Origin of the sequence: Arthrobacter humicola, from assembly GCF_022803015.1 — a bacterium.
Taxonomy (GTDB): Bacteria; Actinomycetota; Actinomycetes; order Actinomycetales; family Micrococcaceae; genus Arthrobacter; species Arthrobacter humicola_A.
In genome coordinates, this window is sequence record NZ_JAFKON010000005.1 from 57,405 (window position 1) to 75,214 (window position 17,810).

Sequence of the window (17,810 nt, forward strand, 5' to 3'; positions counted from 1 at the left end):
TCACCACCCCGGCCTGCGACCAAAGTGAGACTCATCAGCAGGAAGTTCATAGCTTGGCCGTGTTGCTTTCATGGGGCGACAAGTTGGCCCCGGCGCCCTGCCCCTGCCGGCGCCGGGCCAAGTCGCGCGTCACGTAGCAGAGATTAGGGATCAGCTGGCAGGCTGCAACCGAGATGGCGGAGCCGATGATCGGACCGGCCGCGCCCAGCAGCGAAATCAGCCACCACGATATGGCAATGTTCAGCGGGACAAGCATGAGTATGGGCAGGACCTGAAACCGCAGGCCTGCGCTGTCGGTCATGTACATGCCCGTTGGGTATTTAGCTGCCTGGAGGGCGACGAAAACCGCGAACCCGGAAACGAGCCACGCATCCAGAATAATTCTGCCATCGGAAACAAAGGCAACGAGAAATGGCGTGGCGATGGCCAGTAGTCCGCCTAGGAATAGGCCGCCCGCGGCAAACCAAATTGTCGGAACGAGCGGCGATTCGATGCGCGACGCCGATCTCGCCTTGGCATAAATGGGCCACAGAACTATTCCTGCCGCGGCAATAACTTGCAGAATCATGCCAAAAAGTTGCGAGGCAAGGTTGTACTGCGCCAGCTCCTCTCCATGGGTCAAATGGCTGAGCAGCAGCCGGTCGCTCTGCATAGCTATTGGAAGGGCGACCATCTGGAGGAGCATGGGCCAGGCAAGATGGAAGGCTTTGATGCCGGGCTCGCGTTTTATGTGCGGAACGGATCTGAGAGCTGAGGTCAGCTGAGGACTGATCAGACGGCTGGCAATGATGAGGCAGATGATGGAGTTGACGGCAGCAGCGGCGTAGGAAAACACTGCCAAATAGCTGCCAACCGGCGCCGCAAGCCCAATCGATAGTAGAACAGCCAGCAATATGAGCGGGGCAACGACTATTTGGCTCTTAACCTGTGTGGCTGTCCGCTCAAGCCCGACCAGGATCCGTTGTCCCACCGCGAGGGGAAGGGTGATCCCGAATACGGCCATGCACAAAAAGGCCGCCCAAGCTCCGCCATCCGGTAGAAGGCCGTTGCCTAGCAACACAGGCCAAAGCCCCAGGACGGAAACCAGGGCGGACGTTGCCATGATTACGGTGCCGGAAACGAGGAGGATCCTCAAGGCAGTCAGCAGGGACCGACGAACGTGCTCGTCGCTCCTGGGATTCTTGGCCTCGGCGATCGAATTTATGACGACGGCGGCAATGCCTAAGTCCGCAAAGGGAAGAAGGCTCGGCAGAGAGGCAAGCAGGCCGTATTGCGCATAGGCTTCCGTACCGAAGTGAGAAAGTATCATTCGGCTGGTCACGATGGCGCACAGGCCTGAAAGACCTAGGACAATCATTTTTGTGCCCGCGGTTTTCCCCAGCTTGGACCACATGCTTGACCGATACGCTTCTGTGCCTACAGCCTGGGGATTCCTGCGAAGCGTCACCGTGTCACGTCCGGTGAGGCCTCGAACAGCCACTCGTCGGCGGCCAACCGTCCGTCAGAGTCAGGAAGACTTGCCGTCACGTCGTTGCCGAAGGGACCCGAGGCTATGGCCTTGCAGATGACATCCGCAAGCTCCTGCGCTGTTGCGTGCGGCGACACCACCGCATGGCCGTTGTCGGCAAGCCAGTCGCTCAGGCCCGTTTCGGTGGTCGTGACGATGGAACAGCCGTGTGCGAGCCCTTCTACAATCGGAAGCCCGACCTGTTCCCGCCATGTAGCTGTGGACTGCGATGGCAGAACCAGCACCTGGGCCTGCCGTAAGACCCGATGGATCTCATCGCGGCTTGGATCGATGTGGACCTCAACACTGCTGTTTGAGGTCCCAGCGCTTTCTGCTTCTGCCACCATGGCGCCCTTGCCCAGGATGACAAGTGCCGCTCCCGGATCTTGCTGAACAACGCGGGACCAGGCCGCCAGTACCAACGGGAATCCCTTCCGTCGGGACAGATCACCAAGGTATACGACGCGTGCTGGGACCTTCGGATAGTTCGGATTGCACTCGCACGGGGCCGGCAAGGCGGGAACTAGACATTCTTCCTGTCCCTCCTGCAGGCGCGGGAGCACGTCGCGGTAAACCTCCTGCGCGGCCAGCGTTCCGAAGGCAACCCGGTCCACATGACGCCAGACGTAGAGGGCGAGGCGCCGTTCCACCATTTTCCGCGTCCGGGACTTCCAGCCCTGACCGCCAGGTCCTGCAAAGGGATCGGCGTTGCCGATCGCATACGTCACGATCCGGGTGCGGTGACCTCGTACCGCCCCCGCCAGGCGGACTGCAACAAGAGCCAAGAACGTCGCGGGGAGACTGGAGAGCATGAGGGGTTCATTAATCTCCAGCTGACGGACCCGGGAGCGGCCGAGGAGAAAGGCTGCTTTCAGCCGGTTGGCATGGACCAGGTGCAGTCCCTGCGTCAGCTGTTCATCAAAGTCGTACCTTTTCTGGCGGTAGAGGATAACAGCCGGCTCCAGTTGCCGGGCACGTTCGAGGTGTGCCGTCCTTAATGATTCATAGAGCCGGGCACGGGTGGAGTTCAGTTTAGGCAAAAACACTCAGTCTCTCTCCTTCGAACAGTGACACATGCCCGGCTCGCGTGCTTCTCAGATCGGTCAGGGAGGCCCCGCCAAAGGAAATCGGATCACGGCACGCGGCAGATTAACGTACCGGTTCCCGGTCCGGTCCTGCCTCGTATTTGCTGGACCTCTTCAATGCGGCAGTCTCCTTAATCTCGCGGTTAACGCGGCTTCGATAGGCAGATGGACGATGCCGCTCTTCGGCTACCACGGAGTCCTCAATTGCCCGACGGCGGTAGTCCGGCCAGGCCCGGTGCAGTAGCTCAATGGCATCCGCTATGGCGTCGGGGTCATCGGCTGGTACGAATAGGGGCACGGCATAGTTTCCTGCAGCCTCCCGAAGGCCCGACGTATCGCTGACAATCAGCAACCGTGCGGCGAGAAGCGCCTCTACCGCCGTGTTTCCAAAGGGCTCGTCAAGCCTTGACGGAACAATGGCGACATCAGCGCGCGCCAGGTTGGGCCAAACATCGGTGCAAAAACCAAGAAAACGGACGTGCCCTTCCAAGCGCAGGCTGGTCACCAGGCTTCGCAGTTCCGCCTCGTACCATTCGTAGCCTGGGTACACCGCGCCGACGAGCTCCAAGCTCACGTCAATCCCGCGCCGGCGAGCCCCGGCCACCCCGGCGACGGCAACGTCGACGCCTTTACGTGGAGACAGCCGGCCCACATAGACCATGCGCAGGGGCCCTACGACGGCTTCCCTGGGGGCGGTCACGGCATCCGGGCCGACCACTCCGTTGTACACAACCCGCACCCTCTTCGCGAGTGCCGGAAGAGTGTCAGTGAGGGTTTCTGCACTGTATCGACTGTTGGCGATAATTCGATCCGCCAGAATCAAAGGGGCAACAATCCCCAAGCGGACTGGCCACTTGGCCGACTTCTCCGCTTCATGGACGTGCGTCAGGACGGGGAGCCGGTTTAGCCGGGCCAACAAAAGCCACAGAGGAATGGTCAGAGTACTCACGTAAATCACGTCAGGGCCAGTCCTCCGGATGAGCCTCAGCCCGTGTATTGAGGCTTTTGCTGCCTCGACTGCCAGCTTGAGCAAACCGAGCGGATTGGCTGAGCTTTTGCGCAATACCGGCGACGGACACAAGCTGACGGTGGCGCCGCGCGCCTCAAGTTCTGCCACAAGCGGTCCCGTTTGAGGTACCGTCACAACGACCCTTGAGCCCTGTTCAACCAGTCCCTCTACTGTTTCGAGCATCACCCGGTCGGCGCCGTAGAGTTCAGAACTCGGGTGGGCCATTAGCACCGCTGGTGACGTGACGCATGCATGCATAGGGTCCTCTACTCCAGTCCAATCTGGGCGGCAACCTCCGCTTTTCGCTGTCAGACACCGCGCCGCCGTCTGGGTCTGACGACGGTACTTTCTGGACAGTAAGCTATATGGTGCTCACATGGCAATGAATCCGAAGCGCAAATTGGCGATTATCGTCGTGAACTACGGCTCGCATGAATTGTTGGAGACGAATATTGCGCCCGTGGCCGGCCACACACCGGATGTTTCTGTAGTAGTGGTCGACAACTACACGAATAGAACAGAACGGGACGCCGTTGCGAGCCTCGTTGCCCGGCGAGGCTGGACCTTGGTGGCGCCGGAGACCAACTTGGGATTCGGGGCCGGGATGAACCTAGGCGTCGAAGCTGCTGCCCAAGCCGGCGCACGAGCATTCCTGCTGATCAACCCCGATGCGACACTGGGCATGTCCAGCCTTCAGTTGCTGAGGGACGCCGTCGAACACAACCCGATGGCCGTCGTGGCTCCCCGTATCGTCCGGTCGGACGGAAGTATCTGGTTCACCGGGGCCACAGTTCGTATGGAGGACGGAGAAACCAGGGGGAGACGCCATGCATCCGCTGCGCTGCCGCCCGGTGAGCGCCGTTGGCTAACAGGAGCATGCCTACTGATAAGCCTCGAAATGTGGCAAGCCGCAGGCGGTTTCGATGACCGGTACTTCTTGTACTGGGAGGATGTGGACTTCTCCTTCCGCGTTGAGGCAGCCGGTGGAGCCCTAGAGGTGGTGGAGGAGGCCACTGCCACTCATGATGAAGGTGGCACCCAGGGCAGCGGACCGGGTTCCAGGGCCAAATCGCCCGTCTATTACTACTACAACATCCGCAACCGGCTGCTCTTCGCAGCGATCCACCTAAATCCGGATGACAGACGGCGATGGAAGGGCTCGGCCATTCCGGCCGCTTGGCGCATCCTGCTTCGCGGCGGACGCCGGCAGTTCCTGCGGCCCGTCAGGCCAGTATGGGCCGCTGTCCGCGGAACCTGGGACGGTCTCACCCTTCTTCGGCGTTGGTCATAAGGTTCATCAATAGCCGCCTAAGGCGCTGAGGCCGAGATGTATCTTCCCCACGGCTTGGCGCACCTGATTCAGGGCCGCTTTATGGTGCAGTGGGCCCTGAAGGTGCCCATCCGCAATATCCAGGCGCCGCTGGGCGCTTGGACCGCCCCGACTGAGCAGCGCCGGCAGCGCCATCGGCGAGCCTTCCGGGATAGCGACGGTACCGCGAAGACAGTTCATCGCTTCCACGATCTGGAACAGGGAGGCATCGCCGACCGGCACCCCGCCTGCGTGCCTCCCCCGAGATGCCAGTTCACCGAGGTAGGCAGCGGCTTCCCTGAGGGTGAACGTTCGGCGTCGTGCAGCTGCGTCCAGATAAGCAATTTCAGAGCGATGCTCGAGCGATGCGACTAGAATTAGTTCCGCGCGGCGCACGAGACCAAGTTCCAGTTTCCTTGAGCGGTGCTCCTTTGAGGCACCACTTTCAACGCCACCCTTGCGCAAAAGGGCGGAGGCGCCGCGACAGAGGCTCTGACCGTTCGCCGCATGCGTCCCGGCGCTCTGGATCTTAACGCCGGACCGGCCGGCTCGCGCTGCGTAGTCGGTCAGTAACGCTTCCGCGTACGGCGACCGGCAGACGTTAGCGGTGCAGACTACCAGGATCGATGCCAAGACTGTGTCCTCATGTCCGCCATCCCATGACCGCAGTGTAGCCCGTCATCTGTAAAACGGGTGATAATTTCGGACCATATTCCGGTCAGCAGGCGGTAGGGTTGGCCGAAACGCTGTAAGGGGGATCTTGGATGGAGCTTGCCGAATACCTAGGGACGCTGCGCCGTCGGTGGCTGTTCATAACCGCACTGGCACTTTTGGGTGCGGGTATCGGCTTCGTCCTGGGGCTCAACTCACCAAAAATGTACAAGGCTTCAAGCAGCGTGTTCGTGTCGACTCAGCGCGGGAGTACAACCACGGAGCTCGTGCAGGGGTCAACGTTCACGCAGAACTTGATCCAGTCGTATGCGAAGCTTGCAAAAATGCCGTCTGTCCTCGATCCGGTCATCACGAAGCTGAATCTGCAAACCACGCCGGAGCGGTTGGCCGATGCGGTTTCCGCGGATACTCCGCTGAATACGGTCTTGATCGAGATCGCGGTGACCGATGAATCGCCCACCCAGGCTGCCCGCATTGCAAATGCGGTGTCCTCTTCGCTAGCAACCACTGCGCAGGCACTGTCTCCTAAAGCTGACAATGGAACTCCTGCTATCACGATGCAGCAGGTCGAGCAGGCCCAGGCGCCCAACAACCCGTTTGCCCCTGATAAGCGATTCATGGCTTTAACCGGTTTTGCCCTGGGCCTGGCCGTGGCATCGGCTTATGCCCTGGGCCGACAGGTTATCGACACGCGGCTACGAACAGAGCAGGACGTTCAGCGGGCTACTGAGATTCCGGTCCTGGGGACCATTCCCGGTCTGCGCAGAAAGGGCGGGGCCGAGGTGGCCGACTTCCGGACGCAAAAGACCGGTGTGACCGCCGAGTCGTTCCGGAAACTCGCCGCTAATTTAGAGTTTCTTGATCCAGATGCGCGTGTCCGGTCCGTGGTTGTCACGTCAGCAGTTGCCGGGGAGGGAAAAAGTTCTACGGCAATCAACCTGGCGTTAGCCCTGGCAGAACGATCTGACCGGGTAATCCTGGTCGATGCGGATTTGCGCCGGCCCCGGATAGCGGAGTACTGCGGCATCGATGGAACGCTCGGACTCACCACCGTTCTTACCGGCAGGGCCAAACTAGGGGACGTCATCGAACCTTGGGGTCCCATCCGGGTCCTCCCGTCCGGTGCGGTACCCCCGAATCCGAACCAGCTTGTAACGTCAGCCATGATGGCGGCCACGGTGGAAGCCCTGGTCCAGCAATTTGACATTGTCATTTTTGATTCCGCACCACTCTTGCCCGTGGCCGACTCGCTCGCCCTATCCCGGCTGACCGACGGGGCGCTTCTCGTGGCGCGGGCCAATTCCACCCGCCGGGGCCAGTTGAAGGCGGCCGCGGACGCGGTCGAAAACGTCAAGGGTCGGGTCCTCGGCGTCATCCTGAACCGGATCAAACTCGGGCGGGACATCCCGAAGAGCTACGGCGACGCTGCCCTGCCGGCGGCAAAACATGCCATGGCGCCCGAGCACGAGTGGGAGCTGGGCGGAAAAGCCGATGACCTCTCCATCGATGGCGACGCCCTGAGGAAACTTGTGTGAGCCAGAGTGCGTTGCGACGGCCGGATCGACCACTAGCTAGCATTGACGCCGCACGGTGGCAGCACGCGACTGTCGGGGTGGCGTTCATCGTCCTGGTCCTTCTGGGCGCCCGCCTGCAATTGAGCCACACAATCACCGTAGGTTATGTGGCTGCGCTGGTCATCGCGCCCCTTTGGCTGGGGGCTCTCGGAAAGTTCCGAGGAGCGGCCAGCCTTTTTGTGCTGGGAATAGCCTGTTGCCTATCCGGTTTCTGGCTGTTGGCACTCAATGCCCCTGATCACCAGGTGGATTCGAGCACTGCCATAAATAACGTGACACTGCTCGTGGGTCTTCTGCTCACCGTTGGCACGGTCCTATGGGCAAAGCAAGTAATGCCCGAATGGTTGATCGGGTTAAGTTACGGGCTCGGTATGCTCTTGGGCGTATCGCGGTCGGGAGCCGCAGCGGAGAACGCCTGGAAATTCGGATACTCCGTTCCCGTCATTGTCATCAGCTTATCCATTGCGTATGGCGTTGGCCGCTGGGGCAGGCGCCGGCAAGGATTAGTGGAGGCCCTCACACTGACGTTGTTGGCTGTCCTGTGCCAGCTAAACGACTCGCGATCTATGTTTGGAATGCTGGGAATGGTCATGATTCTCGTACTCTGGCAGCTGGTGCCTCGAGGCAAGAGCGGGCGAAGGTCAGTGATGAAGACCATGCTCGCGCTCGCGTGCATGGCGGTGGCAGTGTACGACGTCCTTACAAGTCTGCTCGTGGAGGGTTACCTCGGCGCTGCTGCACAAGACCGCTCCGTGACACAAATCAACATGACAGGATCCCTCATCCTGGGAGGCCGGCCGGAAATGGCCGCAACGCTGGGACTGTTCGCCCAAAACCCGCTGGGATTTGGCCTCGGTATCATTCCCTCGCCGACGGACGTCACCGTAGCGAAAACGGGCATGGCCTCCATCAACTATGAACCCAACAACGGTTACGTAGAAAAATACATGTTCGGGTCACAATTCGAGGTCCACTCCGTGGTGGGGGACCTGTGGGCACTGTTTGGCATTCCTGCACTCGCGCTAGCGTCGGTTATAGCCGTTTGGGCGCTTCGCGCCATAGTCGTTGGAATCACGCACGGACGGGGAAGCGCGTTGCCTCTTTTCCTGGCTGTCATCACGCTGTGGAATATCTTTTTCAGTCCCCTGCTGACTTCCGTCGCCACGATGGGACTTGGCCTGGGACTAATGCTGCCAAAGAAGAACCAACAGCGCGAGACGAGTGCTGCTGGGTCACTACAAGATGCCAATTAAAGGACGACCGAGACGGATGGCTATGAATGTAATTCACCAACTATTCCTCAACTCCCTGACGGCAAGTTCCAACTACGTTGCACGGCAGCCGTCTGACCCAGTCCGTAAGGTCCGGTCCCATGGGTAGGACTGGCAGACAATCACCAGAACATGTATCGAGGAGGACCTTCCTCATCGCATCGTCGTCCGGCCTGGTGCTCGCATCCTGTTCAGCGAATGATGCCGTGCCCGAGCGAGCGCCGATCCATACGGTGGACAGCCTTACCGGAACGACACCGTTCTATATCGCCCACAGGGGCTCCGGAGACAACTGGACCGAACACACGAAAGTCGCCTACGACTCCTCTAGGGCCGCGGGGGCGCGGGCTATAGAGGTCTCGGTCCACTCAACGTCCGACGGCGTCCTGGTCTGTCATCATGACGCTAATCTTTCGCGCCTAACAGGCGTCGACAAGGACATCGAGAACATGACGTACGCGGAACTCGCAGAGTTCCGCGTCGACGCGCGGCAATGGCTGGGGCCGTCAGCGGCCCCCCAGCCGATACCCAAATTGTCGGACGTCCTGGACGCTTGCGCCGCCACACACGTTGTCTTCCTGGAGGACAAGCAGGGCACCAACACCAAAGTGCTCCTGGACCTCATGGATACCTATCCGGACTCGACCGGCCATTTCGTCTGGAAGCAGGACGCGGGCGTCAAAACGTTCGAAGACGCACAGGCCCGCGGCTATAAAACCTGGGGCTACTTTGTGGACGGAGCGGACAAGAAATTTGAAAAGTACGCCGCCCGTCATGACTTCGTAGGCATTTATCATCTGGCGGCTGACGCGGATATACAGCGGCTCGTCGGTTTCGGACGGCCCACGATCTGTTGGGAGGTTCATACACGTTCGAGAAGGGACAGCCTTCTTGGGCTGGGAGTCCGGGGCATGATGTGTCCCAACATTCCCTACGTGATGACCGACGTTCCGGCGGCCACCGCTGACACTTTCGCCACGGGGCTCCGCGCCGCAGGGGACCTTCCGTCGACCCTCGGTTGGGCCTTCCAGCCCCTTATTTCACCCCGGGAAGCAACCGTCACACTTGCCGACGACGTGGACCAAAGCTATTCACTTGGTTCCATGTGCCCCATCGCCGGCGATGAATATTCCATCGAATTCCAGATGTGCTGGCCCACGAGGGTGCCTTCTTCGGTGCAGGCCGGACTAGCATTCGGCCTCACCAGCGACAGCCCTTATCAACCGCTCGAACCTGGTCCAGCCGGTTACCATCTCTTGTTGGATGACAAAGGCGAGCTTCGGCTTTACGCCAGGCGCGAGTCCGGCGCCTCCGAAAGTTTGGGCGTGTTGAGGACAGCTCCTCCGGTGCCCGGATCATGGATCAGTTTGAGGATCTCAGTGGAAAGCTCCCGCATAACGTTTTCCCGGCCCGACGCCGAAGAGGCGAAGGTATCGGTAACAACCGCGGAACACCGCGGCGGCTACTTCACCCTCTGTAAGGCTTATAAGGGAAAAGTCCCCATATCCTTCCGCGGGATCAAAGTCGACAGTGCATAGTTCTGGGCCCAGTCACTTCGGCTGCCAAATGGCCAACTATGTTCCAGCCTGGCTTCCTTCCCAAGGGCCGTGAGGGCAGGCTGCCACGGATGCGCACGGCGGGAGAACCTGTGGAAATTTACCGACAAAAAAATCCCGCACGCAAACCCCCACGGAGCCGGCAGATGCACTAGGGTCGGAGCAATTCCGTGTTTCCGCTCCTGGTGTTTGTTTGTGAGGACGAAGAGGTAACGAATGCGACTCATCGGATTTTCAAGTCTCGGCTCGCCGAAAGACCAACATAAATCGGCCGCCCAGCGGACGGACTTGCCGCAGGCCAAACCCGGTAAGTACCAGGGTATTCAGGCCCTTCGCTTCATCGCCGCACTACTGGTAGTGGTCACACACTCGACCTTTTATGCTCACGAAAGACTGTCCTCATCGGTCCCCGTCTGGAATGACGGCGTGGTTGGCGTCCGGGTGTTTTTCGTGATCAGCGGTTTTGTCATGGTTGCCTCGACGACTTCTCTCGCCGGTACTCGGGACGGCTGGAAGTACTTTTCAATGCGGAGAATAATCCGCATTGTTCCGATGTACTGGATGGCCACCACGGTCAAATTACTAACGATGTTGGTACTGCCTGCGGCGGTTCTTCATTCAGCGCTTGATCCCGGCAAGGTTGTCCTTTCATACTTGTTCCTGCCCTCACGTAACGCGGACGGAGCCGTGGAACCACTCTTGGGTGTTGGCTGGACTTTGGTGTTCGAGATGTTCTTTTACGCAGTCTTTGCCCTTACGCTGCTCGTCAGGGCGAACGTCATCTACCTGACTGGGGGCGTGCTAGTCCTTGTTGCTTGCGGATCTCTGTTCCGCGGAGCCAACTGGCCTGCCTGGGCCGTCTACTTTGATCCGATCGTTCTCTATTTCCTTGTGGGCATGCTCATTGCGAAGTTGACTCTCAACCCCCGAACGCGCCGCCGCTTGGCGCCGGCGGTCCTTGCGGTACTTGTACTCGGGATTTTATACATGGTGATCCACCCCGATATAGATGGTTCGTTGAACAATCGTGTCTTCGAAATGCTCGCGGTAAGCGCAATCGTCTTGGCAGTGGCCTGGCTTGAGCCGCTCATTGGACGAGGGATCCCAAAGTTCGCGACGTTTCTGGGAGCCGCGTCCTACTCCCTGTACCTGTTTCATCCGTTAATTGCGCCAGCAATACCCGAAGTGCTGGTTCGGCTGGGAGTCACGAACGGCGTCGTTTCTGTCCTGCTGTCGATCGCGGCGGCACTGATTGCAACCACGCTAATTTATCGGTTTGTGGAACTGCCAGTGACGGCCTGGCTGCAGACTCGTGTTCCATATGTCAACCGACAGCCCAAAGCGGCTGGTTCGCTCGAAACAGCGGACTCTGGAAAGTAATAGGCAGCCGAAAAGTAGTTGGCCGACTCTTCGCATTACCGTCGGTTCGATATGCCCCGAGGCAAACCCTGCGGGTCTGTTGCGCCCTGATGGAGCATGCATTGCTCAAGGCAGATGCAAGTACAAATGCGAGTAGGGCCGACGAAACGGCGAAAAAGTCGAGTACCGCATACTCGGGGACCCGAAGGGGGGTCAGCTTACCGTTCAACCCAGCACACAAGTGGTGTGCTGGGTTGAGCGGAATGTATCGCTGAAGTGCCGGCCCAGCACATCACCAGCGATGCCGTTCGAAGCAAATTCATGAGGGGGCAGCATGAGCGTTGAAAACAGCGGTTCATCAACGGAGTGTGCACCGTCGCCGCCCCAGCCGCCCGATGCCAACCATGGCCATCACAGCGGGCCTCCGCAGCCGATGACGGGTAAGAAGTGGGTCCCTGTTCGGAACCGGCGCACGGATAAGCGTGCCGCGAGCGCAACGAAGAGGCGATTAACGCTCCGTGTCGCCACGTTTTGGCATCTCGTCACGGTGTCGGTTACGAGCGCTGCCCTTGTCTTCGCCGGATCAGTGGCCTGGAGTCCCGCGATGGCCCAACTGCTGCCCGGGAGAACGGAGGCTGCCGAAGCCGCCGTCGTCCCCGCCGTTCCGGGGGAACTTCGCGTCACAGCGGCGGGCGATTATTCCACTTCAGCCGCCGCTGCCGGTGTCCTCTCCCGAGTCGGACAGCTCAAACCGGACCTGCACCTGGCCCTGGGTGACCTTTCCTACGGTGCCACCGGAGCAGAGCAGTCCTGGTGCGATTTCGTCACAGCCCGCACAGGCGCGGGCTTCCCGGTCGAGCTGGTGTCGGGCAACCACGAAAGCAACGGACAGAACGGAAACATTAATGATTTTTCTGCTTGCTTGCCCAACCAGCTTCCCGGGGCGGTGGGGACCTACGGCCGGCAATACTACGTCGATGTCCCGCAGCAGAATCCATTGGCACGTTTTGTATTTATCACTCCGGGAATACCTTTTACGGGCGGAACCCCTGACTACTCCGTCGGCAGCCCTCGTTATAACTGGACAGCAGCAGCAATCGACGGAGCCCGGTCCGCGTCCATACCCTGGGTCGTGGTGGCCATGCACACACCTTGCATCTCGATCGGCATATACGACTGCGTTGCAGGCACCGACATTACTAACCTGCTTCTCAGCAAGAAAGTGGACGTCGTCCTGAACGGCCATGAACATCACTATCAGCGCAGCAAGCAGCTTTCAGTAGCAGCCGGATGCGCGGGGCTCCAGCCTGGCGTCTACAACCCATCCTGCGTGCGTGACGGGGACAATTCCCTGGCCAAGGGAGCCGGCTCCGTCTTTACAACCGTCGGGACGGGTGGCGTGGGCCTGCGCGATGTCAATACCGCCGATCCAGAAGCACCGTACTTCGCCGCCTATTCCGGCCTCAACCTGAACCCCAGTCACGGCCTGCTGGACATGAAGTTCACCGCCACCACCTTGGACGCCCGATTTGTCGCCACCGACGGCGCGTTCACGGATGCCTTCAGCGTCGCTTCGTCGGGGAGCAATGTGCCTCCAACGGCGTCCTTCAGCTCGTCCTGCTCCAATCTCACCTGTGCATTCGACGCGTCGGCATCCACAGATCCGGACGGCACCATAGCAAGCTATGCCTGGGACTTCGGCGACGGCACCAGCGGCACCGGCCCTTCGCCGTCGCACCCCTACGCCACCCCCAGCAGCTACAACGTCACCCTGACGGTCACTGACAACGGCGGTGCCACGGGCGCGGCAACCCAGACAGTCACAACAACAGCTGGCACAGCACCGTTTGCCCAAGACGCATTCAACCGGGCGGTCACTAATGGTCTCGGCACCGCGGAAACTGGTGGCCCCTGGTCCGTGACGGGTAGCACGAGCGATTACTCCGTGGCCAGCGGGACAGGACGCCTGCGCATCGCCTCTGCGGGCGTCGCCAACTACGCCTATCTGGGTTCTGTCAGTTCCTCGGCCACCGACCTCTACCTCGAGCTTGCGACCGACAAACCCGCCTCGGGTTCAGGCCTGTATTTCTCGGCAGTCGGACGAAGGATTGCGGGATCCGGAGAATACCGGGCTAAGGCCCAAGTGACATCCACGGGCGCTGTGAACCTGTCATTGATAAGGACATCGGCCAGCGGCACCGAAACCACGATCCAGAGTGGCCTCACGATCGGTGGCCTGAACTATGCCGTCGGCGATCGATTGGCAATGCGCCTGCAGGTCACGGGCACGGGGACCACCACCATCCGCGCCAAAGTCTGGAAAGTGGGGACGGCCGAACCGGTCAGCTGGCAGCGCTCCGTGACTGACACGACGGCGGCTCTGCAGGCGGCGGGCGGCATCGGGTTATTCACGTATCTTTCCAGCAGTGCTAACAATGCGCCGATCACTGTGCTGCTGGACAATGTGACGGCGGCGGCCCCGTAGCCGGTTCACGAGCCCTGGGCGCTGTTATCCGACCGGCGCCCAGGGTGTAATACAGGCCTCCGGCCAGGCGGACCGTAGTGAGTGCGGTATTTTTGAACCTGTGCTGATCTCTGACCGCGACATTCGAACCGAAATTGACTCCCAGCGGATTGTCCTCGAACCCTTCGACCCCGACATGGTCCAGCCGTCCTCGGTGGACGTCAGGATCGACAAGTTCTTCCGGCTGTTCGACAACCACAAATACGCCCACATTGACCCGGCCGAGGAGCAGCCCGAGCTGACCCGGCTGGTGGAAGTTGAGTCCGGCGAGCCGTTCATCCTGCACCCGGGGGAGTTCGTCCTTGGCTCCACGTACGAGACCGTGACGCTGCCGGATGACATCGCGGCCCGCCTCGAGGGCAAGTCCTCGCTCGGCCGGCTCGGCCTGCTGACGCACTCGACGGCGGGTTTCATCGATCCCGGATTCTCCGGCCACGTCACCCTGGAACTGTCCAACATGGCCACGCTGCCCATCAAGCTCTGGCCCGGCATGAAGATCGGCCAGCTGTGCTTCTTCCGGCTGTCCTCGGCCGCGGAGCACCCGTACGGTTCGGGTGAATATGGCAACCGCTACCAGGGCCAGCGCGGGCCCACGGCCAGCCGCAGCCACCTGAATTTCCACCTCACCAACATCTAGGCGGGACGGCTGCCATCCAGGCCGGACGGCCTCGCCAGGCAGCCAAGCCAGCCTCCCGGCCGCGCAACAAGCGCCGTGTCGCAGGGCGGCAGCGTTACGCCGGGCCCGAGGTCCGGAACGCGGGCCGCCGTGCGGGACGGCGCAGGAGCCGGACCAGCGGCTCCACAAAGCGGGCGGCCAGCGGCCCCACGATCGCCATGATCAGAACGTAGGCGGTGGCGAGGGCTGCCAGATCGGCGGGCACCACGCCGGAGGCAACGGCCAGGCCGGCGATGACAATCGAGAACTCGCCGCGTGCGATCAGGGCCGCGCCCGCGCGGTAGCGGCCGGGAATGCCAATCCCGGCCCGCTTGGCCGCCCAGTACCCGGTGACCACCTTGGTGGCTGCCGTCACCAGGGCCAGCAGCAGGGCCCAGCCCAGGACCGGGGGGATGGACCGGGGGTCGGTGTTGAGGCCAAAAACCACAAAGAAGATGGCCGCGAAGAGGTCACGGAGCGGTTCCAGGACGCGGGTGGCGCTGTGGGCCGTGGCGCCGGAAATCGCGATGCCGAGCATGAAGGCGCCCACCGCCGCGGAAACCTGCATGGCGGCCGCGAGCCCCGCGACCAGAAGTGCCGCGCCCAGCAGGTTGAGCAGGAAAACCTCGGAGTTTTCGCTGTGCACGGCCTTGGACACGTGGTGTCCGTGCCGCAGGGCCACCACCAGGACCAGGCTGACGACGGCCAGGGAGATCCCCACCGTCTGCAGCCCCAGCAGGATGCTGACGCCGGCCAGCGTGGCGGTCAGGACCGGCAGGTACACGGCCATGGCGAGGTCCTCGAACACCAGGATGGACAGGACAACCGGGGTTTCCCGGTTGCCGATCCGGCCAAGATCCGTGATGACCTTGGCGGCGATCCCGGAGGATGAAATGTAGGTGACGCCGCCCATCACCATGGCCCCCACGACGCCCCATCCCAGCATCACCGCGAGCCCGGCACCGGGCAGGAAATTGAGCAGCAGGTCCAGGACGCCTGCCTGCCAGGACCGCCGCAGGCCGGTGACGAGCTCGGACGCCGTATATTCCAGCCCAAGCATAAGCAGCAGGAGAATCACGCCGATCTCGCCGGACAGGTGCGCGAACTCGTGCATGCCTTCGAGCTTGACCAGGCCCCCGGCCCCGAAGAACAGCCCGCCCACCAGATAGAGCGGGATGGGGGACATGCCGATCCGCCCGGCCAATCTGGCCAGCAGGCCGAGGCAGAAGACGACGGCCCCCAGCTCGATCAGGGTCAGCGCGAGCGGATCCATCCGGCTTATCCGTTGCGCAGGATGCCGGCCGCCGTGTCCAGGCCTTCTTGCGTACCCACCGCAACGAGGAGGTCACCGGGGTGAAGGACGACGTCGGGTCCCGGGGAGGGCAGGACCTCGCCTTCGCGCATGATGGCCACGATCGAGACCCCGCTGCGGGTCCGGATGCACGCCTTCCCCATCGGCTGGTTCTGGAAGGGTGACTCAGCGCTGATCGAAAACTGGCGCGTGACAATACCCGGGATTTCCCGGTGCGCTTCCGAGAGCTGCATGGCGATGCGCTGGCCGCCCAGGAGGTTGCCCAGGGCGGCGGCCTCATCCGCAGTCAGCGGGACAGAGGCCTGGCAGGTATCAGGATCGTCCCAGGTCGAGACGATGAGTTCCGTCTGGCCCTCGCGGTATTCGACAACGCCGATCCGGCGTCCGGAGGCAGTCATGAAGTCCTTGCGCCGGCCGAGGCCGGGGAGGTCCGTCTCATCCACGTTCATACCCTCAGCCTAGTGCGCGAACCGGTGATTCGGCCGCCTCAGGACTCGGGGACCACCGCGATTTCGGTCTGGTCGGGGGCCTTGACCGGCAGGAGCACGAGCAGGCCCACGAGCAGCACCACCATGATGCCGAGGATGCCCCAGCGCTGGGCCTGGCCCTCCGCTACGAAGGGTGCGGCGACGGCGATGCACAGCGTGAAGAGCGCGGGGGCGAGGAAGCTGACGGCCCGGCCCGTGGTGGCGTAGAGGCCGAAGAGCTCGCCGGATTCGCCGTGCGGGGCGAGCCTGGCGAGGTAGGCGCGGGAGGACGACTGGGCCGGCCCCACGAAGAGGCACAGCAGCAGGCCGAAGACCCAGAACGTGGTGGTCCCGGCCCAGGCCATGCCAAAGAACGTGTAACTGCCGTTGCCGAGGACCAGGATCGCGGTACCCGCGACCAGCAGGCCGGCGAGGGACGCGATAATCACGGTCTTCGGCCCGATCCTGTCATCCAGGAAGCCGCCGAGGATGGCGCCGGCGGCCGCCACGACATTTCCGAAGATCGCGAAGAAGATGACGTCCTTGAGCTCGAAGCCAAAGGTGCCGGCCGCGATCACCCCGCCGAAGGTGAAGACAGCTGCCAGCCCGTCCCGGAAGATGGCGCTCGCGAGGAGGAAGTAGATAGTGTGCGGACTGGTCCGGTAGATCGCCTTGATGCGCCGGACGAGCAGGCCGTAGGAGGCGAGGAACCCCAGTCCGGCGCCCCGGTCAGAGCGCGGCAGCTCCGGGACTGCGAACAGCACGGGCAGGGCAAAGACGAGGAACCACAGGGCGGAAAACACCGCCACCAGCCGTATGTTGAGGCTGTCCGCGGTGGAGGCGCCAAACCAGTGCACGCTGGGCTGGACAAAAAGCTGGAGCACAATCAGCAGCGCCACGATGCCGCCGAGATACCCCATGCCCCAGCCGAAGCCGCTAACTTTGCCGATGTTCCGCGGGGTGGAGATCTGGGTGAGCATGGCGTTGTAGTTGACACCGGCAAACTCGAAGAAGACGTTGCCCAGCGCTATGAGCGTGACGCCCAGGATCAGGAAGTCCGGCCGCGGGAAGACAAAGAAGCACAGCCCGGTCAGGACGACGACGGCGGCCGTGTTGACCCCCAGCCACAGCTTCCGCCGGCCGCCCGTGTCCGAGCGCTGCCCGGTGACCGGGGCCAGGAGGGCAACGGCCACGCCGGCGACGGCCAGCGCGGCGCCCAGGACTGCCGAGGCCTGGTCCTCCCCGCCGAATGCCCTGGAGGTCAGGTAGACGGTGAAAACGAATGTTGTCATGACGGCGTTGAAGGCTGACGAACCCCAGTCCCACGAGGCCCACGCGAGGATCCGGCCCCGGTGCGGGACGGGACTTCCCGATTCCAGTTCCGAGGGGCGCATGGCCTCTGGGGCGGCGGCAGTGTTCATAGCCAGAATCGTAGCCGCCCAGGGCGTCCTCCGAGGGGGAGCGGGAGGGGGTTTTGCCAGCCGGGGTTTAACCCCGGCTTCACATTTGC

Annotated in this window: 14 protein-coding genes; 7 read left to right on the top strand and 7 right to left on the bottom strand. The window is 61.9% G+C overall.

Annotation, left to right across the window (positions count from 1 at the left end; translation table 11 throughout):
- Positions 1-46: 46 nt before the first annotated feature.
- The 3 genes from ARTB_RS11505 to ARTB_RS11515 form a co-directional block, all read right to left on the bottom strand.
- The gene (locus ARTB_RS11505; RefSeq protein WP_243180555.1) at positions 47-1,393 is read right to left on the bottom strand and encodes a lipopolysaccharide biosynthesis protein; all 1,347 of its coding nucleotides are present in this window, start codon (positions 1,391-1,393) and stop codon (positions 47-49) included.
- Positions 1,394-1,443: 50 nt separating this feature from the next.
- Positions 1,444-2,553, bottom strand: coding sequence for a glycosyltransferase family 4 protein (locus ARTB_RS11510; RefSeq protein ID WP_243180556.1), 1,110 nt, complete (start codon positions 2,551-2,553; stop codon positions 1,444-1,446).
- 103 nt (positions 2,554-2,656) lie between these two features.
- A complete protein-coding gene (locus ARTB_RS11515; protein ID WP_243180557.1) occupies positions 2,657-3,826 on the bottom strand; it encodes a glycosyltransferase in 1,170 nt (389 codons plus the stop codon).
- A 151-nt stretch (positions 3,827-3,977) separates the two neighbouring features.
- Here ARTB_RS11515 and ARTB_RS11520 point away from each other — a divergent pair, with 151 nt between their 5' ends.
- Complete coding sequence (locus ARTB_RS11520; RefSeq protein WP_243180558.1) at positions 3,978-4,892, top strand: glycosyltransferase; 915 nt, start codon at positions 3,978-3,980, stop codon at positions 4,890-4,892.
- A 6-nt stretch (positions 4,893-4,898) separates the two neighbouring features.
- On the opposite strand, the gene ARTB_RS11525 is transcribed toward ARTB_RS11520, so the two are convergent.
- A complete protein-coding gene (locus tag ARTB_RS11525; protein ID WP_243180559.1) occupies positions 4,899-5,543 on the bottom strand; it encodes an arsenate reductase/protein-tyrosine-phosphatase family protein in 645 nt (214 codons plus the stop codon).
- Positions 5,544-5,674: 131 nt separating this feature from the next.
- Between ARTB_RS11525 and ARTB_RS11530 the strand changes: the two genes are divergently transcribed.
- The 6 genes from ARTB_RS11530 (at position 5,675) to dcd (ending at position 14,503) form a co-directional block, all read left to right on the top strand.
- The gene (locus tag ARTB_RS11530) at positions 5,675-7,117 is read left to right on the top strand and encodes a polysaccharide biosynthesis tyrosine autokinase (protein WP_243180560.1); all 1,443 of its coding nucleotides are present in this window, start codon (positions 5,675-5,677) and stop codon (positions 7,115-7,117) included.
- 77 nt (positions 7,118-7,194) lie between these two features.
- A complete protein-coding gene (locus tag ARTB_RS11535) occupies positions 7,195-8,409 on the top strand; it encodes a hypothetical protein (RefSeq protein WP_243180561.1) in 1,215 nt (404 codons plus the stop codon).
- Positions 8,410-8,633: 224 nt separating this feature from the next.
- On the top strand, positions 8,634-9,965 hold the full coding sequence (locus ARTB_RS11540) for a glycerophosphodiester phosphodiesterase (RefSeq protein ID WP_243180562.1): 1,332 nt from the start codon (positions 8,634-8,636) through the stop codon (positions 9,963-9,965).
- Between the two features lie 234 nt (positions 9,966-10,199).
- Entirely contained in the window at positions 10,200-11,363 is a 1,164-nt protein-coding gene (locus tag ARTB_RS11545) for an acyltransferase family protein (protein ID WP_243180563.1), read from the top strand.
- A gap of 526 nt (positions 11,364-11,889) precedes the next feature.
- On the top strand, positions 11,890-13,827 hold the full coding sequence (locus ARTB_RS11550; protein WP_243180564.1) for a PKD domain-containing protein: 1,938 nt from the start codon (positions 11,890-11,892) through the stop codon (positions 13,825-13,827).
- A 100-nt stretch (positions 13,828-13,927) separates the two neighbouring features.
- Positions 13,928-14,503: a dCTP deaminase gene (dcd, locus tag ARTB_RS11555; protein WP_026538211.1), complete on the top strand. Its 576-nt coding sequence runs from the start codon at positions 13,928-13,930 to the stop codon at positions 14,501-14,503.
- Positions 14,504-14,597: 94 nt separating this feature from the next.
- Here dcd and ARTB_RS11560 read toward each other — a convergent pair whose 3' ends face one another.
- Genes ARTB_RS11560 through ARTB_RS11570 form a run of 3 tightly spaced genes read right to left on the bottom strand, consistent with a single transcriptional unit; the run spans position 14,598 to position 17,721 of the window.
- Positions 14,598-15,794, bottom strand: coding sequence for a cation:proton antiporter (locus ARTB_RS11560; RefSeq protein WP_028275381.1), 1,197 nt, complete (start codon positions 15,792-15,794; stop codon positions 14,598-14,600).
- Between the two features lie 5 nt (positions 15,795-15,799).
- Positions 15,800-16,282: a cation:proton antiporter regulatory subunit gene (locus ARTB_RS11565; RefSeq protein WP_018774037.1), complete on the bottom strand. Its 483-nt coding sequence runs from the start codon at positions 16,280-16,282 to the stop codon at positions 15,800-15,802.
- Positions 16,283-16,320: 38 nt separating this feature from the next.
- Positions 16,321-17,721, bottom strand: coding sequence for an MFS transporter (locus tag ARTB_RS11570; protein WP_243180565.1), 1,401 nt, complete (start codon positions 17,719-17,721; stop codon positions 16,321-16,323).
- Positions 17,722-17,810: the final 89 nt, after the last annotated feature.